Source organism: Mesorhizobium sp. C089B (genome assembly GCF_030323125.1).
Classification (GTDB): Bacteria; Pseudomonadota; Alphaproteobacteria; order Rhizobiales; family Rhizobiaceae; genus Mesorhizobium.
In genome coordinates, this window is the sequence record NZ_CP100469.1 from 4,751,131 (window position 1) to 4,774,728 (window position 23,598).

Here is a 23,598-nt window from a genome sequence, read left to right on the forward strand (position 1 = left end):
TGGTGGTTGAGCAGCCCTTCTTCAAGCAGAACTTGTGTCACGCTCCCGTGAGTCGGGCAAGGGCGTCATCCATCGCCTGCGCCGGCAGTTCGATAAGCCTCGGTGCCTCGGTGAACAGCAGTGCTGCCGTCACCGCGCGGCCGGGGTAAAGCGGCTGGAGCAGCGCGCGGTAGAGCGCCAGCTGCAGGATATAGGCCGGCGGCACCTGGGCCAGGCCTGCGGGCGCCGGCCGGTTGGTCTTGTAGTCGACGATCGATACGCGCCCGGGCGTCACCGCCAGCCGGTCGATCTTGCCGGAGATCGAGCGCAGTCTGCCCTTGACCTCAAGGCTGCCCATCACAGCAACTTCGGCGCGGGACGACGGCGAAAACAGCCCGGCAAAACGCGAATCTCTGAGGATCGCCATCACCGAAGCCAGCGCCTTGTTGCGCTCGGCCTCCGGCCAGTCGGCGCCGGCACGGCTGAGATATCGCAACGCCGCTGCTTGCTGTTCGTCCTCGGGGAAGCCGGGCAGCATCTGCAGCAATTTGTGCAGCGCCAGCCCGCGCATCACCGCAAAGCCCGGCTCCGCCTCGCTGTCCAGCACCGGCGAGCGGGTATCGACAACAGCTTCCTTGCCCTCGTCGATCAGCGCCGACGCGCCGGAAGGCGACAGCGGGCGCGGCAGCTCCTCATAAGGCGGCAAGGGCCGGAACAAGCCCACCGGCAGCGGCAGCACCTGTTGTGGCAGCCGCGACTCGTCGGCTGCCGCCTGCGCCACCGGCGGAAGCTTGCTCATGACGAAACGATGCACCGGCTCGCTGCTGGCGGGGTGGCGGCGCTCGGTGCTTTCGGGTGCACCTGTCAGCGCGCGGCTGACGATCGAATGCCAGGTGCCGGTGCTGGGCTGACGCTTGCCGTGATAGCCGCAGACGATCAACCGGTCCTCGGCGCGTGTCATGCCGACATAGAGCAGCCGCCGGTATTCGTCGTCGGCAAGCTCCCGCGCCCTGGCCGAGGCTGCCTTTGAGAAGCCGTTGGCGACATCGGCGGCTGAGCGCCAGAGATAGCCCTTGCCGTCGAAATTGCGGCCCGAAGCGTCGAACGGCATGAGCCGCGGCAGATGCTGGTCGCTGAACGGCGCCGAACCGCCATCGACCAGGAAGACAACAGGCGCTTCCAGGCCCTTGGCGGCATGCACGGTCATGACGCGGACCTCGTCGCGCGTCTGGTCCATCTCGCGCTTGATCTCCGGGCCGGTGTTTTCCAGCGTCGCCAGGAAAGCCTCCAGCCCCGGCAAGCCGGTGCGTTCTTCGGCCAGACAGAAGCTCAGGAACTCGTCGAGAATATCGCCGGCCTCCGGGCCGAGCCGGGCGATCATCTTCTTGCGCAGGCCGTCGCGCGCCAGCACCCCGGCGTAGAATTCGAACACCGGCCGGAACGCCGCCTCGTTGGCCCAGCCGTCGAGCCGGGCAACGACATCGGTCAGCGCGGTATTGTCGCCAGCATGCTGGCGTAGTGAGGCGATCAGCGATGTTCCGGCTGGCCGTCCGGCGCCAAGCGCAAAAAGCGTCTCCTCCGACACGTCGAAAACCGGGCTGCGCAGCACGGCGGCGAGCGACAGGTCATCCTGCGGCTGGATGAGGAAATGGCCGAGTGCGATCAGGTCCTTGACCGCGATGTGGCCGGGCAGGCTCAGCCGGTCGGCGCCGGCGACGGGAATATCGCGGTCCTTCAGCGCGCGCGACAGCGCATGGACGAAGCGGTCGCGCTTGCGCACCAGCACAAGAATGTCGCCGGCCCTCAGCCTGCGTCCCTTGCCCTCGATGATCTCGCGGTCCTTGAGCCAGGTCTGGATGGTCGCAGCCACGTGCTCGGCCACCCGCACAGCCGGCGCGCTGGCATGATTGACCGGCAACGTCCAGTCGTCGGGCTCCTCGACGGCGTCAGCGCCGAGCGACGGCCAGACCTCGACATAGCCAGGCGCGTCGTTGCGGATCGCCTTGTGGTCGAGCGGATCGGGGTCATGGCTGATGCCGCGCCGCACGCCCGGATCGGCAAAGACGCGGTCGACGGCGGCAAGCACGTCGTCGGTCGACCGGAACGACCAGGTCAGTTTCAGGTCGGCAAACGAAGCATTGGCGGCGTTCACGCGTCCGGAAAACAAGAGCCGGCTGTCGGCGAAGGAATCCGGCGCGGCACCCTGAAAGGAATAGATCGACTGCTTTTCGTCGCCGACGGCGAACACCGTGCGATTGGTCGTGCCGCGCTGGCCGTGGCCGGCAAAGAACTCCTCCGCCAGCCGCTTCACCACCTCCCATTGGTCGGGGCTGGTGTCCTGCGCCTCGTCGAGCAGGATGTGGTCGATACCCTGGTCGAGCTTGTACTGCACCCAGGGTCCGGCATCCGGCCGCGCCAGAAGGTTGACGGTGCGGGTGATGAGGTCGTTGAAGTCGAGAAAGCCGCGGCTGCGCTTCAGGCGCTCGTACCGCACGATCAGCCAGTCGGCTATGGTCAACGCCGCGACCGTGCCTACCAGCATCCGGAACAGCGCCTGCCGGTCGGAGACGTCTGTTATCGCCTTGACGGCCACCAGATAGCGCTCGGGAAGGTCGGGCAGCCGGCCGAGCAGCGCCTTCTTGAACAACTTTGAGGGATCATAGGGGTCGCCATCGGCCTTGAGAAAGGCTTTGCCGAGCATCTGCAGCCGGCGGGTCGGGTCCGTCTCGGCAAAGGCCAAGCGGGCATAGGGCAAGAGATTGTTGAGCACGGTGCGGGCGTCGGTGGCCTCGGCGGCACTGGCGAACACTGCAAAGAAGTCCGGCAGGAAACCCGGCAGCGGCCATACCGATGCCGCTATGTCTTCGGCGCTCTGCCCGGGGCGGAAATGGAATTCGTCGAACAGGGCCTGAAAGCCGGCGCCGTCGCGCCGGACCGCATCGATGAAGCCGCGCAGCCCGTCGCGCTTGCGCACGATTTCGGCGAGCAGCGCATCGAGCCCGTGTTCTCCGCCGCGCTCCAGCACGGTGGCAAAGGCCTCGGCCAGTCCGGCGTCTCCGGCTGACGTGCCCGAAATCATGTCGCGGCGGGCGCCGGCAAACAGCGAGGCCTCCATCTGCGGATCGAGCATTTCGAAATGCGCCGGGATGTTGGCCTCCAGCGGGAACTGGTGCAGCACCGATTCGCAGAAGGCGTGGATGGTCTGGATCTTCAGCCCGCCCGGCGTTTCCAGCGCTTCGGCAAACAGCCGGCGCGCCCGCCGCATCGTGTCGCGGTCGGGCCGGCGGCCGTCCACCGCCTCAATCTTTGTGGCAAGCTCGGCATCGCCGAGCGCCGTCCATTCCGACAGGGTCGAGAACACGCGGTTCGACATGTTGGCGGCGGCCGCCCGCGTATAGGTCAGGCACAGGATCTTCGACGGATCGGTGCCGTTGAGCAGCAGCCGGATGACGCGCTGGGCCAGCACATGCGTCTTGCCCGAGCCGGCATTGGCCGACACCCAGGCCGAGTTCTTCGGGTCGGAAGCGCGCGCCTGGCTGGCGGCGGTTTCGCTGGGGATGGGATAGGCTTTTTTCATGTCTCCCCCGCCTCGTCATCGCTGTCGCCGCCGGCCGACCATTCGAGCACGCGCGCCAGATGGTCGTAATCGCCATCGCTCTCGCCCTCGCGAAACGGCAGCGCCCGCGACAGGTAGCCGGTCGTCGGATCTGCATAATGGACCAGCAGCTTTTCCAGCCGCGCCCAGGCCTCCTCGGCGAGGTCTTCGGCGGTCCGAGGCTGGCGGTTGTAGTCGAGGATGGATTCCTCGAACACTTCGCCATTCGGCTTCAGCCGCACAAATGCAAGCTGGGAGGGCTCGCGCGCGCCAAGCCCCTTGAAGGCGCCGCGCCGGAGCAGCGCCCCTTCGAGCGCCAGCTGTGGCGCCAGCAGCGTGTGGGCCTGCGCCTTGGACGGGGACGAGCCGGTCTTGTAGTCGAGAATGTCGGCCATGCCACCGGCCAAAAGGTCGACGCGGTCGGCATAGCCGGACAGCGTCACGCCGGTGCGGCCGACAGCGGTCTTTTCGGCGCGCTCCTCGGCATGCCGCCGGGCGACGGCGGGAGCGCGGCCGCGCTCCCATTCGATGATGTTGGCGGCAAGCTTTTCGAAGCGCGGCCACCACACAGCCTCGACGTCGGCGGGCAGGGCGATCTCGGCAAAGCAGGTCCGGCCGGCAGCGATGAGGCGTTCCAGAGCTTCGGGCGCGCGGGGATCCGCCACCTCTGTCGAGAACAGATGCAGGATGTCATGAAACAGCGTGCCGCGCTCGGCCGCGCCGGGGTCGCGGATCACCGGCTCGAGCGGCAGAAGGCTCAGAATACGCTTGGCATAGACCGCATAGGGGTCGCGGCGCAGCGTCTCGATCTCGGTCACCGAGAAGTGGGTGGGCCGCATGCTCAGCGGCGGTTTCGGCTGCGGTCGCGGCGCGAAATGCTGCCGCTCGCCGGCATCGAGCGCGCGCGCCCAGGCAAGCATTTCGTCGCCGCGTCCGCGCAGTGCGGCTGCAGGATCCTTGCCGATGAAGGTGAGGATGCGCTGCAACCAGCGCGACGGCACCGCCGGTGCGTCGCTGGCGCGGGCGGAGCGCGTCAGCACCACCTTTTTCGCCCCCATCGCCATCTGGAAGTCGTGGGCGGCAAGGCCGATACGGCGCTCCGGCGGCTCGAGATCGATGCCGGTCTTCATCAACCGCGACATGAAGCGATCGCTTTCCGGCTTGCGTGGCCACACGCCCTCGTTCAGCCCGCCAATGACCAGCGTGTCGACATTCTGCAGCCGCGCTTCCAGCGCGCCCCATATCGCGATGTTGCGGTCTGTGCCTTGCCCGGGCTTGACCGTTTCCGGTGCTACCAGCGCGTCCATCACATCAGGCCATTCGTCGGCCGGGAAGTCGAAGGACGCCGACGCCGCGACCACACCGCGCAGCAACTCGGCGAGTTTTTCACCGGCATCGCCGGCATAGAGTTCAGCGAGGCTGCCGTCCGCCGTGCGGCCGAGATTTTCCAGCGCGGCGACGCTCGCTCTGGTCAGCGCGACGAGATCGGCGTTCTCTTCTCCGCGAAAGGCGGTCAGCGGCGCCAGTGCCGTCACAAGCCAGGTCAGCAGCTCGCGGGCATCGTCGATGCCGCGCACGCTCAGGCGCGAAAACCAGAAGGGCTGGCGCTTGTCCCCGCGCAGCCCGGCGAGACGCTCCTCGAACAGTGCTGGCAAAGAGGCGATGTCGGGGCGTCCGGTGCCGCCGCGCAGCGCCACGAGTTCGATGAGCTCGGCGGCATGGCGCACGCCGGTGCGCTCAAGTCCGAGCCCGAGCAGCGGATGCTTGAGCAGCGACAAAAGGCCGACGGGATCGCCCGGCCGGAATACTGCTTGAAGTGCGAGCCGCAGCAGGCTGGCGGCAGGCATGTTGGCGAGCGGCGTGCCGCCGGAATCGTCGGCGATCACACCGAAGCGCAACAGCTCGGCCGAGACGCGCCGCGCCAGCCCGCGGTCGCCGGTAACGAGCGCTGCCCTGTGCCCCGGCTGTTCCACGGCGGTTTTCAGCGCGATGGCGATCGCCGCCGCCTCGTCGCGTTCGCTGGCGGCTTCGACCAGCGTCACGTCGGCGAAGGCCTCGGCGATGTCTACGGCGTTGAAGCATATGCGGGTCTCGGCCCATGATTCCGTGGTCTCGGCCGGCCGCAGCGCCTCGCCGACAAGGGCCGCGCGGAGCGCCAGTGCGGGCTCGGCGGAGACCACTTCCTCGACATCGCCACGCAGCACGCCAATCTTGCCGATCAGCTTGGCCATGCCGTATTGCGGGTGGCCAAGCAGTGCCGGCCGCGCACCGGGCGCCCCAATCGCGGCAAAAGACGGTTCGTCCAGCATCCCATCGAGCCCGGGCAGCACCACGGCGCCGTTGGGCAGGCTGGCGACCGTGGCAAGCAGTTCGGCCGTGGCGGGAATAGAGCCCGTCGAGCCGGCGGCGATCACCGGGCCTTTGGGCGGGTTGCGTTCCAGCCGCTTCGCCTCGCGCCGGATCAGCGCATTGCGGTGCGCGGCCGGGTTGGAGCGGTCGCGCTCCTCCAGTAATTTCGGCCAGGCCTCGGTGACGATACGGAGGAAATCGAGCGTCACAAGCCACCATCCGGCAAGATTGCCGGTGACCAGATCGGCAAGCCTGGTCCAGTCCGTGCCTTCGGTTTCGATCTCGTCCATCAGCCGGGCGAGGTCACGCGCTAGCCAGATCGCATCGGCGGCGGAGGCCGGCACGACGATCTCTTCGTTGAACATATCAAGGACATGCGCCGGCAAGGTGCGCTTCCAGGCCCGCACCAGCGGCGCCAGTAGCAGCAGGCGTTCGATGGCTGCGATCGGCGGCGCCATTTCAAGCTCGGTCGGCGTGCCGGCGTCGAAGGCGGCTTCGTCCTCGTCGAACTCTCCGAGCGGGCGGATGACCGGCAGGATCGCCGAACGGCGGCTCCCCCCGGTCCCGAAAGCGCGTCGACAAAAGCGCCGCGCAGCGCACGGGCCGCGCGCCGTGTCGGCACATAGATGGTGACATCAGCCAGCGCCAGCGGATCGCCGTCGAACCGGAAGCCGGGCACCAGCCGTCCGGCCAGCAAGGCCTCGGCCAGAGTCGGCAGGAATGGCGCTCCGGGCGGGATCGAAAGAACGCGGCGCGCGCCGCTCATACCACCTTCGCGAGAGCGTCGGCGACCGCCGCTTCCGCCTGCGGAATGGCGTCGGGAGTGCCGACGGTGATCCAGCTTCCGCGCATCTGCATGCCGAACAGACGGCCAGAGGCGATTGCCTTGTCGAAATAGGTGTTGAGCGAATGCGCCCCGGCCGGCGCATCCCTGAAGATGGCGGGATTGACGATTGCCGCTCCGGCATAGATCAACCCGGCCGGATCGCCTTTCGAGCGCCGCAGGCCGCCATCCGGCGCCATCAGGAAATCCGTGCCGACACCGTGTCCGGTGGCCGAGTCGAGATCGGTAAGCATCAGCAGAATATCCATTTTCGCGCCGTCCCATGCAAGGGCAAGGCGCTCGAGGCTGGGCTGGCCGCTGTCGATCCAGAACGTATCGGCGTTGATGATGTAGAAGGGTTCGGCACCCAGCAGCGGCAATGCCTTGACGATGCCACCCGCCGAATTCAGCAGCGCGTCGCGCTCGTCGGAAATGACGATCTTTGGCGCCCGCCTGTGGGCGATATGGGCGACGATCTGGTCCGGCAGATAGTGCACGTTGACGATGGCTTTCTCGACGCCGGCCGCTTCGAGACTGTCCAGCCCCCAGTCGAGCAAGGTCCTGCCGGCGATCCGCACCAGCGGCTTCGGCATGGTGTCGGTGATCGGCCGCATGCGCTTGCCAAGACCCGCCGCCAGCACCATCGCTGTGGTCAAGGTCACGGGAGCCGTTCCTCCAGCAGGCCATGTGCCATGTAAAACTCCTTCAGCTGAGCCAGCGCCGGGTGCGCCAGCGCCCGCCTGAGATAATCGCGGATGCGCGGCAGGTGTCGGAGATAATAGGGCTTGCCGTCGCGCTTTTCGAGCCGCACGAAAATGCCGAGGATCTTTGAATTGCGCTGCGCCGCCATGATCGCATAGGCCCTGCGGAAGGCGTCCTCATCGAAGCCGACGGCGGCGTGCCGCGCAGCGACATAGGCGTCCACGGTCCGCTGCTCGATATCGGGCGAAACGGTGACGCGGGCATCCATGGCCAGCGACGCAACGTCATAGGCCGCAGGACCCATCAGCGCGTCCTGGACGTCGACGATGCCGAGGCGGTCGTGGCCTTTGCGGTCACCGCGCCAGATGATGTTGGGCGAATGGAAGTCGCGCAGCATCAGCGTGTATTTCTGTGTGTCCAGCCGATCGAGAACCGCGTTCCATTCCCTGTGATAGCCGGCGCGTAAAGCCTCGCTTGCCGGGCTGCCGGTCACCATCGGCACATACCAATCGACCAAGAGATCGGCTTCGATCAGCATGGCGTCGCGATCGAACGGCGGCACCTCGTGGAAGACGCCCGGCACGGCCTCCATGCGCTGCGGCCAGGTCTTCCCATGCATCATCGCCAGCAATTCGGCCGCTGCCGCGTAGCGCTCGGCCACCGGCTCATCATTGCCGTCGAGAAAACCTTCCGAGCCCAGATGCTCCAGCAGCAGAAAGCCCCGTTCGAGATCCTCGGCATGGATTTTTGGGACACTGACACCTTGCGCCAGCAGCGCCTTGTCGATGGCGACGAAGGCGGTGACCGACTGCGCGGTGTGGGCGATCACGGCATAGGGCTTGCCGTCGCGCACCGGCGGCCCCAGCACCAGCCGCGGCGAATTCATCAGCACGCGCGGCGCAAGGCCGGCGCGCGAGACGATCTCATAGGAGCGCGCCGAGGCGTCGCCGACGAAATGGCGCCGCGCGGCGTCGCCCCAACCGGCCGTTTTGAGGAAATCGCGCATCGCCAGCGATCGCGCCACGCGTTCGAAGCCAACGCCTTGGCCCGATAGTTTCGCCAGGCGGCCTTCGCCCTGATGGACGAGTTCGATCCAGATCGACGTCCTGGGCAGAGCGGCCTCCGCCCGTTCCGGCCACTCGACAAGGGCAGCGCCATGCAGCAGCGCCTCGTCGAAACCCAGCTCGTCCATCTCGCCGGCCGAGGACAGGCGATAGAGATCGAAATGGTGCACGGGGATGCGCGTGTCGTAGCTTTGCACCAAGGTGAAGGTAGGGCTCGGCACATCGAGGCCGGCATCGTCGGCCAGCGCCCTGATCAGGGCCCGCGCCAGCGTCGACTTGCCGGCGCCGAGATCGCCCTTGAGCGCCAGCACGTCGCCCGGCCGCAGCGCCATGGCCAGGTCCTCGCCGAGCCTTGCGGTCGCAGCCGCGTCGGCGAGAAAACGCTCCAGCACAACAACGGTCATCGAGCCCGCTACTCGGCCGCGGCGCGGATGCCCGACGGTGCATCGGGGAAGGTGCAGATGACGGTGGTGCCCTTGTCCTTGCCGGTCTCGATGCGCACGCTGCCGCCGTGCAGCTCGACAAAGCTCTTGACGATCGACAGGCCTAAGCCCGCACCGCGCCGGCGCCCGCCATTGGTGCGCGGCTCGAAGCGGCGGAACACCGAATCGAGCAGGTCCGGCGGCATGCCGGGGCCGTTGTCATGGACGGAGAATTCCACACCTTGCTCCAAATGCCGGCAGGCAAGCGTGATCGTGCTCGCCTCCGGCGCGTAATTGGCGGCGTTGCTGAGCAGATTGTAGAGGATCTGGCGAACCCGGGTCTCGTCGCCGTGAAAACTCTTCGGCGCCGCAGCGGCGTCGATCCGGAGCTTGATCGAATGCTCTTGCAGCCGGTCGGCGACCAGTTCGGCCGCGGCCTCGATGGTGCGCTCGACGCTTACTTCCGAAATGTCGAGCTGCATGATACCGGCGTCGACGGTGGCGAGGTCGAGTATGTCGTTGACGATGGTGAGCAGCACCGAGGATGACGAGCCGACATGCTCGACATATTCGCGCTGCTTTGGGCTGAGCGGCCCGGTCGCCGGCAGCGACAGAAGCTCGGTGAAGCCGATGATGTTGGTCAGCGGCGAGCGCAGCTCGTAGGAGACATGCTGCACGAACTCGTTCTTCAGCTGGTCGGATTTCTGCAGCGCTTCGTTCTTGTCCTTCAGCGCGCGCTCGACATTGACGCTGTCGGTGACGTCCACAAAGGTCATCATCACCTGGCCGTTGGGCAGCGGGATGACGGCGTAGCTGAGCACTGTGCCGTTCTTCAGTTCGGTCTGGCCATGGCGGTCGCGGCGCTCGTCGTCGAAACCGGTGATGGCGGCGACGAACCCGCCCCACGGGCTGTCGACGGCGCGCTGGTCGCTGAGATCGCGGATCGCCGAGACATGGACGTTGGGCTTGATCACATCCTGGCTCAGTCCCCACAGCGCGACAAAGGCCGGGTTCGACAGGCGCAGCCGCCCGTCGGGACCGAACACGGCGACGCCTTCGGCCAGATTGTCGAGCGTTTCGCCCTGGACCCGCACCGCCGTCTGGTAGCGGCTTTCGAGGTCCATCTTCTCGGTCAGGTTCTCGAACACCCAGGTCACGCCGCCCTTCGGCTGGGGGTTGGCCACCACGCGGATGGTCTTGCCGTCGGGCAAATGCCACCAATGCTCTTGCGATTCCACCGCGCGGTAGGCGCCAAGCAGGCCTTCTTTCCAACGCCGCCATTCCGGCTGCTCGGCGATCTTGCCTTCGCTGCGCAGCCGGTCGAGCAGCAGCGCATTGTCGGGCGCGCTATGCAGGAAGCCCGGGTCCAGCCCCCACAGTTTCTGGAACGCCTGGTTGAAGAAGCGCAACTTCTCGTTGGCATCGAAGATCGCCACCGCCGTGTTGAGCTGGTCGAGCGTGTCGGCATGGCTGCGCACCGTGCGCTCATATTCGCCGCGAAGGGTTTCGGTGGCGCTGGTGTCGCAGGCAAGGCCGGCCGAGCCGTCCGCACCGGCGAAGTCGGTGACGGCGAACACGCGGCGGTCGCCCTCGATCACTGTCGACAGCGTTTGTTCGAAGATTGGGCGCGATTTGTGCTGCGCGGCGATCTGTTCGCGCGCTTGGGCGCCGAGGAATTCCTTGGCTTCGCGCACGGCGGTCTCGGCGTTCGGTGCCTCGACCGCTCCGGCATAGGCACGGTTGACCCATTTCAGCCGCCCGTCGGTGGCGCGCAGCCAGGCCGGCATCGGCAAGGCGTCGAGCAGGCCGATCATGGTCTCGTAGTCGGCGGCCAGACGCTGGTTCTCGATCTTCAGCCTGGCTTGGCTCCTCTGAGTTTCCGACAGCGAGACGAAGCGCACCAGCACATGCGCGGCGCTCTTGCGGCCATGCACTTCAAGCGGCGCCCCGGCCTGCGATTCGATCACGAGATCAAAGGGTTTCGCTTTCTCGCGCAGACCAGCGACGGCATTTTCGAGCGCCGCCGCCGAGCGCGGCATCAGCCAGCGGCCGAAGGCGAGGAAGGCTGCACGGTCGTCCGGCGCACCGCTTTCCAGCGGCAGCGTGCCGATCAGCTCCGGCTTCTTGTTCTCGGACGCCCAGACGATGACGCGCTGGTCACGCAGATTGAGCAGCGCCTCGGAGCGCTGCAGCGCCGCATTGATGTCGGCAATGCGGGCTCTGAGTTCGACATTCTGCGCCGAGGTGCGGGCTCTTTCGCGGATCAGGAAGATGGCCGAGACCAGTGCCGCGCCCATGACGCCGACGAACATGGCGAGCTGGATGACTTCGACCGCGCTGACCGACAGTCCGGCCTTCTGCGCAATGGCCGGCTCGGCATGGGCTGCAAACGAGGTGAGCGGGCCGGCAAGAGCTGAGGTGGCAAGAAAGCCGGCGGTGCGGGCGCCGACACGCCTCTTCAGGCCACCGCCTGTCGTGACGGAGCCAGTGCTATCGGAATCGTCACCGGAAACGGCCGATCCCGCGCGAGGCGGGTTTTCCCCCGGCATGTCTTGGTCCTCTTCGCCGCCTGAATGCAAGACCGCCTAGATCAGGATCACGTTTGATGGAAACGCCCTTCTGACCTAACTCTCTCTTGAAGAGCATGATCTTTTCCGAAAACCGCTTCCCACTTTTCGCTGACGCGGTCCTTCGGTTCGAATCATGCTCTCGATGCGTACGCCGGCCCTCGTCCCCGGCCCACGAATCAGCACAATAGCGCGTGCTGGAATCGGCGTGAAGAATCATCCGCGCAAAAAAGAAGTCGGGCGAAAAGTCAATCGCCCGGCTTCAATATCTAGTGGTAAACGCCGCTTTGGCTAATAGCGGTAGTGTTCCGGCTTGAACGGACCCTGCGGGGTCACGCCGATATAGGCGGCCTGTTCGCCGGACAGTTCGGTCAGGCGGGCTCCAAGCTTGTCGAGATGCAGACGCGCCACCTTCTCGTCGAGGTGCTTGGGCAGCACATAGACCTGGTTCTGGTACTGGCCGGGCTTGGTGTAGAGTTCGATCTGCGCCAGCACCTGATTGGTGAACGAGGCCGACATCACGAAGCTCGGATGACCGGTCGCGTTGCCGAGGTTGAGCAGGCGCCCCTCGGACAGCAGGATCATCCGCTTGCCGTCCGGGAAGGTTATCATGTCGACCTGCGGCTTGACGTTGGTCCATTGCAGGTTGCGCAGCGACGCGACCTGGATCTCATTGTCGAAGTGGCCAATATTGCCGACGATCACCATGTCCTTCATCGAGCGCATGTGGTCGAGGGTGACGACATCCTTGTTGCCGGTGGTGGTGATGACGATGTCGGCGGTCGGTGCGGCATCTTCCAGCGTGACGACTTCAAAGCCGTCCATCGCCGCCTGCAGCGCGCAGATCGGATCGACTTCCGTGACCTTGACGCGGGCGCCGGCGCCCTTGAGCGAAGCCGACGAGCCCTTGCCGACGTCGCCATAGCCGCAGACGACCGCAACCTTGCCGGCCATCATGGTGTCGGTGCCGCGGCGGATGCCGTCGACCAGCGATTCCTTGCAGCCATATTTGTTGTCGAACTTCGACTTGGTGACCGAGTCGTTGACGTTGATCGCCGGGAAGGGCAGCAGGCCCTTCTTCTGCAGCTGGTATAGCCGGTTGACACCCGTGGTCGTCTCTTCGGTGACGCCGCGAATGGCTTCCTTCTGCTTGGTGAAGAAGCCGGGCGAGGCCTTCAGGCGCTTCTTGACCTGGGCGTAGAAGTATTCCTCTTCCTCGCTCTGCGGGTTGGACAGCACGTCCTCGCCGGCTTCGGCGCGGGCGCCGATCAGTATATACATGGTGGCGTCGCCGCCATCATCGAGGATCATGTTGGAGAGGCCGCCATCGGCCCACTGGAAGATCCTGTCGGTATAGTCCCAGTACTCCTCGAGCGACTCGCCCTTGACGGCGAACACCGGGATACCGGCCTCGGCTATGGCCGCGGCCGCATGGTCCTGGGTCGAGAAGATGTTGCACGATGCCCAACGGATATCGGCGCCAAGCGCCTTCAGCGTCTCGATCAGCACCGCGGTCTGGATGGTCATGTGCAGCGATCCGGTGATGCGCGCACCTTTCAACGGCTTCTTGTCGCCGAATTCCTCGCGGCAGGCCATCAGGCCCGGCATTTCGGTTTCGGCGATATCGAGTTCCTTGCGGCCCCAGCCGGCAAGCGAGATGTCGGCGACCACATAGTCCTTGCTACCTGTCATGGCAGTGCTCCGGTGTGATTTGTCTTCAGAATGCGCCTGCGCCACACGGCGCGTCGAAGGGCGCGGAATGCCGGCCTGACTAGCAGATCGCCGCCAAGACGACAATGGGATATAAAGAAATCTTTATGCGCGCATGTGTTTGCGGAGCATGATCCCGAAAAGTGGAAGCCGGTTTCGGACAAGATCATGCTCAAACAAAAAAGAGCTTCAGCACTCTTCGCCGAAGCGCGAGGCGACCAGCTGCTCCAGCGCGTCCATTGCCGCTGCGGCTTCAGCGCCGCTGGCGGTGACACGGATCGAATAACCGGGGCTCGCCGCCAGCATCATCAGCCCCATGATCGAAGTGCCGCCGACCTTGAGACCATCCTTCTCAACATGGACGGTGGCGTCGAAGCCGCTGGCGACCTGGACGAACTTCGCCGAGGCGCGCGCATGCAGGCCGCGCTGGTTGACGATCGGGAACTCGCGCACGATCTCACCGGGCGACAGCGCGTTCATTTGCTGCTCAGCAGCTGACTTGCGACGTTGATGTACTTGCGCCCCGCGGCCTGCGCCTCGTCGAGCGCGGTCGCCATGTTGTCGCCCTTGCGGATCGACGACAGCTTGATCAGCATCGGCAGGTTCATGCCGGCGATGACCTCGGTGCGACCGGATTCCATCACCGAAATGGCGAGGTTGGAAGGCGTGCCGCCGAACATATCGGTCAGAACGATGACCCCGGTCCCGGTGTCGACGCGGCCGACGGCGTCGACGATATCGCGCCTACGCTGCTCCATATCGTCATCGGCGCCGATTGCCACGGTTTCGAAATTGTCTTGTGGCCCCACGACATGTTCCACGGCATGGCGGAACTCGGCGGCCAGTTGACCGTGCGTTACAAGCACGAGTCCGATCATTCTATGGTGGCTCCCGTCATCGCCGCTTCACAGGCGCTTTTTATGCTCGCCGGCCATCCCAGGCGGCGGGAGCGCTATCTTGTCGACGCGCGGCGCGTTGACAAGCCCAAAATTGCGTCGGCCATGGCCAATTTGACGCATTGCAGCAAAAAACCGGCGGCGGATCATACGAAAGGCGCAATCGCCAGCCGCGCCATTACCGCCGGCAAAGCCGCAGTGACGTTGCGCTGAACGAGGTCGATGCGCGGCACCACACAGCCGGCAATGGTCGCGCTCGACTCTTCCTGGAAACGCTCCACAGCGTTAGCGGCAACCAGCTGGATCGTAAGGTCGATGACCCCCACAGGTTGGAACAAAAGCGGCTTCGGACCAAGTCCGGGCACCTCTGCGAGGCCGGCAATGCTGGCGGGCGCATGGCAGACCAGCCGCCCGAAACGCGCCGCGACAAACAGCTGGTCGTCGCCGATCAGCCGCGCAAACAGCCCGAGCCGGCTGAAATGGTCGATGAGCGCCAGCGCCAGCGTTGTCTTGCCCGAGCCGGACGGCCCGGTGATCAGGACGCCCCGCTCGCCAATCAGGACTGCGGTGGCATGGATGTTCTCGGGTTCCGCGGTGGGATCGGGCATGCGCAGCCGCGATCAGCCTTCGGCCGGCAGCGTAACGACGAAGCGCGCGCCCTTGATGTCGCCGGGCTTGGTGCCGGGGATGTTCTCGGCGGTCAGCGTGCCGCCATGGGCTTCGACGATCTGCCTGGATATCGACAGGCCAAGCCCCGAATTCTGGCCGAACGCCTCGCCCGCCGGGCGGTCGGTGTAGAAGCGCTCGAAGATGCGGTCGATGGCGTCGGCGCGGATTCCGGGGCCGTTGTCGTCGACGGTGACGATGTTGACCTTGCCCGAGCGTGCCAGGGAAATGGCGATATGGCCGTGGTCCTCCGGCACGAAGGAGCGGGCATTCTCGATCAGATTGGTGATGACCTGGCCGATCCTGAGATCATGGCCGGTGACGAAATAGCCTTTGACGCCTTGCGGCAGCTTGGCGGCCTTGAATTCGATCTCGACAGCCTTTTTGTTGCGCGTCGCTTCGCGCGACACGGCGACGAGATCGGTGATGAATTTCTTCAAATCGACCGTCGCGGCATCCTCACGCGCCAGTTCGGCGTCGAGGCGCGAGGCATCGGAAATGTCGGTGATCAGCCGGTCGAGACGCCGGACATCGTGCTGGATGATCTCCATCAGCCTGCCGCGTGAATTGTCGTTCTTGGCCAGCGGCAAGGTCTCCACCGCGCTGCGCAGCGACGTCAGCGGGTTCTTCAGCTCGTGCGAGACATCGGCGGCGAAGCTTTCGATCGCCTCGATGCGGGCATAGAGCGCATTGGTCATATCGCGCACCGCGACCGACAAATTGCCGATCTCGTCCTGGCGGTCGGAAAAGTCGGGGATCTCCTCGCGGCTCTTGACGCCGCGCCGCACCCGCACTGCCGCCGCCGATAGCCGGCGCAGCGGATTGGCGATGGTGGATGCGAGCAGCATCGACAGGATGGCGGTGACAAGGGCGGCGATGCCGAACACGCGCAAAATAGCCTTGCGTTCGGCGGCGACGATCTTGTCGATGTCGCCGCCTTCCGTCGACAGCATCAGCACGCCGAGAACGGCACGGAAGCGCTGGATCGGCACCGCCACCGAAACGATCTGCTCGCCCTGTTCGCTCACCCGCACGATCGTCGATGGACTGCCGGTCAGCGCCTTGACCACTTCCGGGAAGGCCGCACCGTTGCCGCCCGGCTGCTCATGGTAGACGGGCAGGTCCTTGTTGCGGAAGAAGTCGAAGACGAATTTCTGCACGCGCTCCAGCATATCCGGCTGCTCGTCCTCGACCGGCGGCAGGTCGTAGCGCAGGATTTGGCCGCGCGAATAGAGATGGCGCGAATCGAGCAGCAGATTGGCGTCGCGGTCATAGATGCGGGCCCGGGTGCGCGTCGGCGAAATCAGCCGCCGCAGCACCGGCGCGACGCGCTCGGGATTGATCGGGAAATCCAGATTGTCGAGCTGGTCGGAGCCCGGCCCCAGGCTTTCACCGGCCTGCAGTTCGAGCAGTTTTTCCGGATCGATGCTGATCGAATCGGTCTCGACCGTCGCCGACGCGGCAATGGCGCCGGCGATGATCTCGCCCTGCGTCATCAGGCTTTCGACGCGGGCGTCGATCAGCCCGTCGCGGAAGGTGTTGAGATAGAGGATGCCGGTGACCAGCACGGCGAGGCCGGCCAGGTTGAGGAACAGGATGCGCCGGGTCAGGCTGGAAAAGATGTGGTGGCCGAGGAAGCGGCGCATCGGCACCGTCAACCTCGACAGGAATGCGGGCAGAATCCGCGACCGCCTGACAGCGCTCGTCCGTCTGCTCCGCTGTACATCCACTGCCATCGAATAGCAGCTCCCGCCTAGTCTTTGGTTTTATGCATGTCGTCGTCCCAAAAACCGCGACCACTTTTGGGCGACATGCATCAACTCAAGCTTCGCGGAACCGGTATCCGACTCCGTAAAGGGTTTCGATCATTTCGAAGTCGTCATCGACGGCCTTGAACTTCTTGCGCAGCCGCTTGATGTGGCTATCGATGGTGCGGTCGTCGACATAGACCTGCTCATCATAGGCGGAATCCATCAGCGCATCACGGCTTTTTACCACGCCTGGGCGCTGCGCCAACGAGTGCAGGATGAGAAATTCGGTGACCGTCAGCGTCACCGGCTCGCCCTTCCAGGTGCAGGTATGGCGTTCCTGGTCCATGACGAGCTGGCCGCGTTCCAGCGAACGGGCCTGCTGGCTGGGCGCCTTTGCCGCAGCTTCGCGGGCGCTGGCGCGGCGCAGCACGGCGCGCACCCGCTCGACCAGCAGGCGCTGCGAGAACGGTTTGCGGATGAAATCGTCGGCGCCCATCTTGAGGCCGAAAAGCTCATCTATCTCATCGTCCTTCGAGGTCAGGAAGATCACCGGCAGGTCGGACTTCTGCCGCATCCGGCGCAACAGCTCCATGCCGTCCATGCGCGGCATCTTGATGTCGAGGATGGCGAGATTCGGCGGCCGCGCCGCCAGGCCTTCCAGCGCCGACGCACCATCCGTGTAGGTCTCGACGCGATACCCCTCGGACTCGAGGGCGATCGACACCGATGTCAGAATGTTGCGGTCGTCATCGACAAGCGCGATTGTTGCCATTTCAAGCGGCTCCCTCATGAGCTGTCCCTTCTGTCTTAGAGAAGGGGCTTTTGCAGGACAAATTAGGTACAAAATGTGGCACAGGCTCCGTCCGCTGTCACGGAAGGGTTGCCGGTGACCCATCCCGCACCTCTATGCAGATTGGACGCCTGACCCTGGCCAATCCTTTGGGTAACCACTGTAATTTTTTGCATATATAAACGATTTAAACAACTTTCAATTTTTTTAAATCGATTAATGATTTGATATCATTTGGGTTTTCTGGTTCTGACCATCTTAGCCCACTTCGCGGGCCTGCCGGAAATACGACGGCAAAGTGCGGCGATTCCAGAAGAAGGGACCCTTGATGTCGGAAGTCGGCAAACGCAATTCTGCTTGCGCGATCGATCGTATCGGCCTGAAAACCACCGGCACGGTGCATTATAATTTTGGTGCGGCCGCCCTTTATGAGGCAGCGATCCGCCGTGGCGAGGCCCGGTTGACCGCCGGCGGCGCGCTGCTTGCCGAGACCGGCCAGCACACCGGCCGCTCGCCCAAGGACAAGTTTGTCGTCCGCGATGGCGCCACCGAGCCCCATGTCTGGTGGGACAACAACAAGGCGATTTCGGCGGGCCAGTTCGAAATGCTGCTCGCCGATTTCCTTGTCCACGCCGCGAATAGGGATCTCTATGTGCAGGACCTCGTCGGCGGCGCCGATGCCGAGCTGAAGCTGCCGACGCGGGTCATCACCGAATTCGCCTGGCACTCGCTGTTCATCCGCAATCTTTTGATCCGCCCGCAGGCCGCCGAGCTCGAAGATTTCGTGCCGGAGATGACGATCATCGACCTGCCGTCCTTCCGCGCCGATCCGGCCCGTCACGGCAGCCGCACCGAAACGGTGATTGCGGTCGATCTCACCCGCAAGATCGTGCTCATCGGCGGCACTTCCTATGCCGGCGAGATGAAGAAGTCGGTGTTCACCATGCTCAACTATCTGCTGCCGGAAAAGGGCGTCATGCCGATGCACTGCTCGGCCAATGAGGGCCCGGGCGGCGACGCAGCGATCTTCTTCGGGCTTTCCGGGACGGGCAAGACGACGCTGTCGGCCGATCCGTCACGTACGCTCATCGGCGACGACGAGCACGGCTGGGGACCGCACGGCATCTTCAACTTCGAAGGCGGCTGCTACGCCAAGACGATCCGGCTGTCGGCCGAGGCCGAGCCGGAGATTTTCGCCACCACGCAGCGTTTCGGCACGGTGCTGGAAAATGTCGTGCTCGACGCCGACCGCGTGCCGGACTTCAACGACGGCCGGCTCACCGAAAACACGCGCTGTGCCTATCCGCTGGATTTCATCCCCAATGCCTCGAAGAGCGGACGGGCCAGCCACCCGAAAAACATCATCATGCTGACCGCCGATGCCTTCGGCATCATGCCGCCGATCGCCCGGCTGACCCCGGCGCAGGCGATGTACCACTTCCTCTCCGGCTACACCGCCAAGGTGGCCGGCACCGAGAAGGGCGTTACCGAGCCGGAAGCGACTTTCTCGACCTGCTTCGGCGCCCCGTTCATGCCGCGCCACCCCAAGGAATACGGCAATCTGCTGCGCGAGCTGATCGCCCGCCACGGCGCCGATTGCTGGCTGGTCAACACCGGCTGGACCGGCGGCGCCTACGGCACCGGCAAGCGCATGCCGATCAAGGCGACGCGCGCCTTGCTGGCCGCAGCGCTTGACGGTTCGTTGAAGGCGTCCGGTTTCCGCACCGACGCCAATTTCGGCTTCGAGGTGCCGGTTGCTGTGCCTGGCGTCGACAGCGCCATTCTCGACCCGCGTTCGACCTGGGCCGACAAGGCAGCCTATGACCGGCAGGCAGCGCGATTGGTCGGCATGTTCGCCGTCAACTTCGAGAAATTCGAGAGCCATGTCGATGCCGTCGTGCTCGGCGCAGCACCCCGCCTGCAGGAAGCTGCGGAATAGTCGAGGCGTCTTCACCGAAGCATCCTTGAAAGGCGCGATCTCGATCGGGCCTTTTCTTTTTTGGTCCGCCGCGCCATGACTGCGGCATGCCGATCGACGACATCATCATATCAGACGAAGCCGTAATCCATCCGGGCGACCTACACGAGGATTTCATCCGCTCGTCGGGTCCCGGCGGCCAGAACGTCAACAAGGTGGCGACCGCCGTCCAATTGCGCTTCGACGCCGCCAATGCGGCTGGCCTGTCCGAACGCGTGCGCGCGCGCACGATCAAGCTCGCCGGCCAGCGCGCCACCAAGGACGGCGTCATCGTCATCGAGGCCGGCCGCTTCCGCACCCAGGAGCAGAACCGGGCCGATGCCCGGGCAAGGCTGACGGCGCTGGTCGCCAAGGCCGCGGAACCGCCGCCGCCGCCGCGCAAGAAGACCAGGCCGTCGAAAGGCTCGGTGGAGCGGCGGCTGCAAAGCAAGGCGGGGCGCGGCACGATCAAAAAGCTGCGCGGCCGGGTAGAGAACGACTAAGGACCGCGCCGACTGCGTGCATAAAGCGGCTTCCCCTTCGGAGCCGCAGCCGCAAGGTTTCACCATTGCCACAGAAAGGGAGGCCGACAACGGTGGCTTTCGGGTCGCTGTTTCTGATTGGCGGTGGCATGGTTTCAGTATCAACCGGAGGCGAAGTCATGCTCGTTCTGCCCAAAGGCGTCCGCCACATGCCTGGTTATCTGTCCCGCGCGGCGCAGGAAGCGCTGGTGGAAGAGGTGAGGACCATTGTACAGCGGGCGCCGCTGTACGTGCCGGCGATGCCGCGGACCGGCAAGGAGATGAGCGTGCGCATGACCAATTGCGGCACGCTCGGCTGGGTCACCGACAAGGAGCTGGGCTATCGCTACCAGCCAACGCACCCACTCACCGGAGAGCCATGGCCGCCGATCCCAGACGCGCTGATGCAATTGTGGCAGGAGGTCGCCGCCTATCCGAATCCGCCGGAGGCCTGCCTGGTCAATTTCTATACGCAGGACGCCAAAATGGGTCTGCACCAGGATCGCGACGAAGCCGATTTCTCGGCCCCAGTGGTCTCGGTGTCACTTGGCGACGATTGCCTGTTCCGGGTCGGCCAAGTGACGGGCAGGGGGGCCACACGCGACGGCGGCACCAAATCGTTCCGCCTGAAAAGCGGCGACGTCGTCGTGCTCGGCGGCGAAGGCCGGCTCTGCTTCCACGGCGTCGACCGCATCTATCCGTCGACCTCGGCGCTGCTGAAAAATGGCGGCCGGATCAATCTGACGCTGCGGCGGGTGACGGAGCCCGGCTAAAGTCGTCGCGAACAAGGACCCTCAACGTATCGTCCTCCGCGATCTGGCGATAGTGTTGCATGAAGCGGACGAAATCCTGCCGGCCGGAAAGCTCGGTCAGCCACAAGATGTCCTCCTTCTGCACAATGACCAGCGATGGCTGGTTGGTTTCGAGTTGGGCAAGCTTGTCATCGATGTAGCGATCGGTGATCCGCTTGTAGTGTTCGGCCCCCGCCTCGTTGCCGCTTTGCGCCTCGACCTTCGCGAAATAGGTAGCAAATCCCCCGAGCCAATCGCTGCAGTACGTCGAGATCCAGCTCCCGCCGACCATTCGCATCAGCGGATGGCCCGCCGCAATGTCCGAACCTATGAGCGCGACCTTCGGATGGTCTACCGCGGCATTTATCGTCGCGACGAAATCGGCGCTGGGCTTCTGGCTGGGCCAGAAGGGGACAGCATTGGCCAAAATGGTGGCGGCAAGCAAAAGCATCCGCGCCAGCCCCATGCCCGATAGCGATTGCCTCGCCGGGTCAATCTGGATGGCTCTGAGCAGCAACGCCGCCGCTATCAGGCTGATCGCCGGGAATGCATGATAGGGCCAGCCCTTGGCCTGGTAGACGAGAGGCACGGTGGCGGCCAATGACGCCAGGACGAACACCACGATCATCGGCGACAGGGCGAGGCCCGGCCGAAGCGAGCGCAACATGTAGAGAGCGACGAGATAGGCTGGTGCATACTTGACCAACAGCGCTTGCACCACCCGCAGCCGCATATAGGTGTCGGTCAGCACCGGATAGATGGTGTTGAGGAACTCTGGATAAAAGTACAGCACGGCGACGAGATAGGCGACGCAGACCAAGCCGATTACCCAGTATTCGATGCGGAAGAGCGACCAGATCGACCGGCGCTGAAAGGCCACGTACAGCGCCGGAACCAGCACCATCAGCGCATAATAGGGTTTCACCAGCACCAGGACGCTGCCACAAAGGCCGGCCAATGCCGCTATCGACAAGCTCGGCGTGCGCCCTTGCGTCGGCGCGGCGCGCCAAGCCATCAACATCAGCAACGGCAGAAACAGGGCGATGCCCAGATGTTCCCGCTCGCTGAAAGCGTTGCCCGGAAGAATGATCAGCAGTGCCAGAAACAGCGGCAGCATCGAGAACAGCACATGGTTCTCGGCAAAGCCGGCCAATCTAGCGATCCGCGCGGCAATGCCGAGACCCAGCAGGCAGATCGTATAGGCATAGAGATGAATGACGACTTCCGGCGAAATGCCGAGAGCGTGCGCCAAGGCCACGGCCGGCATGAACATCCACGGCGTGAACGGCGGATTGACCTCGAAGAGATCCACATAGAGCCGTGAGCCGGCAAGCACCTTCTCGGACATGGTGATTGCCCAACTGGTGTCGGGTATGACGCCCCAGCGCATCTGCCAGGGCACGGCCGCCACCAGCACGAGCAGGCAGATGACCCTGGTCGGTGGCAGCGTTCGCGAGCTGCCCTGGGCCGAAGTCAGGGCGGATCTCTCGATGAGCGAAGTGCGGATCTCCGTACTCATCGGGCCGCCACGAAGACGAATTTGCGCAGGATAATGAAGTTCAGGACCGGAACCAGGATGGAAGCGATTGCCACTGGCACCAATGGCGGCAGTCCAGCTACGTCGGTAAGGATCATAGCCAGCCCGACCGAGAGCAGAAACCCGATCGCCGTGGCGCAGGCGAAGCGGACGATCTCGAAGCCAATCGAGCCGTCCGACATGAACGTCACGAAGCGATGCCCGCAATAGGAGAACACCGCGCCGGCGCCATAGCCAGCGACCGAGGCGATTGTCGCAGGCCTGCCAAAGCCATGCAGAGCCGAAAGGGCCAAGGTCAGCACGGCGTAGATCAGGGTCGATACGCCGCCGATTGCAGCAAACCGCAGGATTCGCGCCGGCTCCGAACGGCCCATGGCCCATGACCAGAACCGGTAGCCGGGCAAAGGATCGTTGACCGCCTGGCGCACAGTCAACCGAACCGGCGTTCGTGCGTCGCGGGCGGCGTCTTTTTCGACGTCTGGGAATTGCTGATGGCGGCGATCGCTTCCTCGAAGCCGGTCAGCCGGTCGACGACGTAAAGCGGCCGCCGTTTCACCTCGGCATGAATGCCGCCAACATAAAGGCCGATGACGCCGGTCATCAGCAGATTGATGCCCGACAGGAAGGAAATGATCACCACCGTCGATGTCCAGCCATGGACGACGCCGCTGACAAAAAGCCAGGAAAACACCGCGTAGAGCCCAAGCAGGGCGGCGAGACCGGAAATGGCCAGACCCGCCCACAGCGCCAGCCGCAGCGGCTTGTCGGAAAAGCTGATGATACCGTGCACGGCCAGCCGCACCATCTTCCAGAACGGATATTTGGTTTCGCCTGCTGCCCGCGTCGGCCTCTCGAACGGCACGGCGGTCTGCTTGAAACCCATCCAGCCGAACATGCCGCGCACGAAGCGGTCACGCTCGGGCATGCGTTTGAAAGTCTCGAGCGCCTTGCGGCCGACGAGGCGGAAATCGCCGACATCGCGCGGAATGCTGACGGAGGTCATCTGCTCGAGCGCGCGATAGAACAGATTGGCGCTGACCCGCTTGAACCAGGTTTCGCCCTCGCGCCGGATGCGCCGCGCATAGACGATCTCGTAGCCTTCTTTCCACTTGGCGACGAGATCGAGCACCACCTCCGGCGGGTCCTGCAGGTCGGCATCCATGACGATGACGGCGTCCCCGGCGGCAGCATCCATGCCGGCCGTGATGGCGATCTGGTGGCCGAAATTGCGCGACAGCTCAATCAGCCGGAAGCGGTCGTCCTCGGCAACCATGCCGCGCAGGAAGATGAGGCTGGTGTCGCGGCTGCCATCGTCGATGAAAATCGCTTCGGCACGGCCGTCCAGCGCGTCCAGCAGCATGCGGATCCGCCGCACCAGCAGCGGTAGCACCGCTTCCTCGTTAAAGATCGGAATGACCAGAGAATAGACCGGGGCTTGGCGGCCCCCGGCATCGCTCGAATTGATCACCGCTTGCTCC

16 protein-coding genes and 1 pseudogene are annotated in these 23,598 nt (G+C 64.7%); 3 read left to right on the forward strand and 14 right to left on the reverse strand.

Annotated elements, in window-relative coordinates; translation table 11 throughout:
* Positions 1-37: 37 nt before the first annotated feature.
* The 11 genes and pseudogenes from addA to NLY44_RS23610 all read right to left on the reverse strand — a co-directional run bounded on the left by addA (position 38) and on the right by NLY44_RS23610 (position 17,296).
* A complete protein-coding gene (gene addA, locus NLY44_RS23560; protein ID WP_023805786.1) occupies positions 38-3,556 on the reverse strand; it encodes a double-strand break repair helicase AddA in 3,519 nt (1,172 codons plus the stop codon).
* A pseudogene (addB, locus tag NLY44_RS23565) lies at positions 3,553-6,689 on the reverse strand (double-strand break repair protein AddB). Before addB ends, addA begins: the two are co-directional and overlap by 4 nt.
* Positions 6,686-7,390: a nucleotidyltransferase family protein gene (locus tag NLY44_RS23570; protein ID WP_031199014.1), complete on the reverse strand. Its 705-nt coding sequence runs from the start codon at positions 7,388-7,390 to the stop codon at positions 6,686-6,688. The pseudogene addB and the gene NLY44_RS23570 overlap by 4 nt, the downstream one beginning before the upstream one ends.
* A gap of 14 nt (positions 7,391-7,404) precedes the next feature.
* Positions 7,405-8,916 (reverse strand): tRNA (adenosine(37)-N6)-threonylcarbamoyltransferase complex ATPase subunit type 1 TsaE, encoded by a 1,512-nt coding sequence (gene tsaE / locus NLY44_RS23575; protein ID WP_023805785.1) that lies wholly within the window; start codon positions 8,914-8,916, stop codon positions 7,405-7,407.
* Between the two features lie 8 nt (positions 8,917-8,924).
* Positions 8,925-11,483 (reverse strand): sensor histidine kinase, encoded by a 2,559-nt coding sequence (locus NLY44_RS23580; protein ID WP_023805784.1) that lies wholly within the window; start codon positions 11,481-11,483, stop codon positions 8,925-8,927.
* A gap of 309 nt (positions 11,484-11,792) precedes the next feature.
* Positions 11,793-13,193, reverse strand: a complete 1,401-nt coding sequence (gene ahcY, locus NLY44_RS23585) for an adenosylhomocysteinase (protein WP_023681401.1) — start codon at positions 13,191-13,193, stop codon at positions 11,793-11,795.
* Positions 13,194-13,400: 207 nt separating this feature from the next.
* A complete protein-coding gene (locus NLY44_RS23590) occupies positions 13,401-13,691 on the reverse strand; it encodes an HPr family phosphocarrier protein (RefSeq protein ID WP_023672303.1) in 291 nt (96 codons plus the stop codon).
* Entirely contained in the window at positions 13,688-14,089 is a 402-nt protein-coding gene (locus tag NLY44_RS23595; RefSeq protein ID WP_023672304.1) for a PTS sugar transporter subunit IIA, read from the reverse strand. The genes NLY44_RS23590 and NLY44_RS23595 overlap by 4 nt, the downstream gene beginning before the upstream one ends.
* 164 nt (positions 14,090-14,253) lie before the next feature.
* Complete coding sequence (locus NLY44_RS23600) at positions 14,254-14,715, reverse strand: HPr kinase/phosphorylase (protein WP_023672306.1); 462 nt, start codon at positions 14,713-14,715, stop codon at positions 14,254-14,256.
* Positions 14,716-14,727: 12 nt separating this feature from the next.
* Positions 14,728-16,509 (reverse strand): sensor histidine kinase, encoded by a 1,782-nt coding sequence (locus tag NLY44_RS23605; protein WP_023672307.1) that lies wholly within the window; start codon positions 16,507-16,509, stop codon positions 14,728-14,730.
* An 85-nt stretch (positions 16,510-16,594) separates the two neighbouring features.
* Positions 16,595-17,296: a response regulator transcription factor gene (locus NLY44_RS23610; protein ID WP_010912942.1), complete on the reverse strand. Its 702-nt coding sequence runs from the start codon at positions 17,294-17,296 to the stop codon at positions 16,595-16,597.
* A 346-nt stretch (positions 17,297-17,642) separates the two neighbouring features.
* Between NLY44_RS23610 and NLY44_RS23615 the strand changes: the two genes are divergently transcribed.
* The 3 genes from NLY44_RS23615 (at position 17,643) to NLY44_RS23625 (ending at position 20,565) form a co-directional block, all read left to right on the forward strand.
* Positions 17,643-19,253 (forward strand): phosphoenolpyruvate carboxykinase, encoded by a 1,611-nt coding sequence (locus NLY44_RS23615; RefSeq protein WP_023805783.1) that lies wholly within the window; start codon positions 17,643-17,645, stop codon positions 19,251-19,253.
* 86 nt (positions 19,254-19,339) lie between these two features.
* Positions 19,340-19,774: an alternative ribosome rescue aminoacyl-tRNA hydrolase ArfB gene (arfB, locus tag NLY44_RS23620; RefSeq protein ID WP_023672309.1), complete on the forward strand. Its 435-nt coding sequence runs from the start codon at positions 19,340-19,342 to the stop codon at positions 19,772-19,774.
* Positions 19,775-19,932: 158 nt separating this feature from the next.
* Positions 19,933-20,565, forward strand: a complete 633-nt coding sequence (locus tag NLY44_RS23625) for an alpha-ketoglutarate-dependent dioxygenase AlkB family protein (RefSeq protein ID WP_023805782.1) — start codon at positions 19,933-19,935, stop codon at positions 20,563-20,565.
* Here NLY44_RS23625 and NLY44_RS23630 read toward each other — a convergent pair.
* Genes NLY44_RS23630 through NLY44_RS23640 form a run of 3 tightly spaced genes read right to left on the reverse strand, consistent with a single transcriptional unit; the run spans position 20,528 to position 23,588 of the window.
* Positions 20,528-22,102: a hypothetical protein gene (locus NLY44_RS23630; RefSeq protein ID WP_023805781.1), complete on the reverse strand. Its 1,575-nt coding sequence runs from the start codon at positions 22,100-22,102 to the stop codon at positions 20,528-20,530. The two genes, NLY44_RS23625 and NLY44_RS23630, sit on opposite strands and share 38 nt — an antisense overlap.
* On the reverse strand, positions 22,099-22,548 hold the full coding sequence (locus tag NLY44_RS23635) for a GtrA family protein (protein WP_050588916.1): 450 nt from the start codon (positions 22,546-22,548) through the stop codon (positions 22,099-22,101). Before NLY44_RS23635 ends, NLY44_RS23630 begins: the two co-directional genes overlap by 4 nt.
* Before the next feature lie 2 nt (positions 22,549-22,550).
* The gene (locus NLY44_RS23640) at positions 22,551-23,588 is read right to left on the reverse strand and encodes a glycosyltransferase family 2 protein (RefSeq protein WP_286455373.1); all 1,038 of its coding nucleotides are present in this window, start codon (positions 23,586-23,588) and stop codon (positions 22,551-22,553) included.
* Positions 23,589-23,598: the final 10 nt, after the last annotated feature.

Coding starts and splice junctions, on each gene's coding strand:
- addA (WP_023805786.1), bottom strand. CDS start 3,556: ATGAAAAAAGCCTATCCCATCCCCAGCGAAACCGCCGCCAGCCAGGCG.
- NLY44_RS23570 (WP_031199014.1), bottom strand. CDS start 7,390: ATGGTGCTGGCGGCGGGTCTTGGCAAGCGCATGCGGCCGATCACCGAC.
- tsaE (WP_023805785.1), bottom strand. CDS start 8,916: ATGACCGTTGTTGTGCTGGAGCGTTTTCTCGCCGACGCGGCTGCGACC.
- NLY44_RS23580 (WP_023805784.1), bottom strand. CDS start 11,483: ATGCCGGGGGAAAACCCGCCTCGCGCGGGATCGGCCGTTTCCGGTGAC.
- ahcY (WP_023681401.1), bottom strand. CDS start 13,193: ATGACAGGTAGCAAGGACTATGTGGTCGCCGACATCTCGCTTGCCGGC.
- NLY44_RS23590 (WP_023672303.1), bottom strand. CDS start 13,691: ATGAACGCGCTGTCGCCCGGTGAGATCGTGCGCGAGTTCCCGATCGTC.
- NLY44_RS23595 (WP_023672304.1), bottom strand. CDS start 14,089: ATGATCGGACTCGTGCTTGTAACGCACGGTCAACTGGCCGCCGAGTTC.
- NLY44_RS23600 (WP_023672306.1), bottom strand. CDS start 14,715: ATGCCCGATCCCACCGCGGAACCCGAGAACATCCATGCCACCGCAGTC.
- NLY44_RS23605 (WP_023672307.1), bottom strand. CDS start 16,509: ATGGCAGTGGATGTACAGCGGAGCAGACGGACGAGCGCTGTCAGGCGG.
- NLY44_RS23610 (WP_010912942.1), bottom strand. CDS start 17,296: ATGGCAACAATCGCGCTTGTCGATGACGACCGCAACATTCTGACATCG.
- NLY44_RS23615 (WP_023805783.1), top strand. CDS start 17,643: ATGTCGGAAGTCGGCAAACGCAATTCTGCTTGCGCGATCGATCGTATC.
- arfB (WP_023672309.1), top strand. CDS start 19,340: ATGCCGATCGACGACATCATCATATCAGACGAAGCCGTAATCCATCCG.
- NLY44_RS23625 (WP_023805782.1), top strand. CDS start 19,933: ATGCTCGTTCTGCCCAAAGGCGTCCGCCACATGCCTGGTTATCTGTCC.
- NLY44_RS23630 (WP_023805781.1), bottom strand. CDS start 22,102: ATGAGTACGGAGATCCGCACTTCGCTCATCGAGAGATCCGCCCTGACT.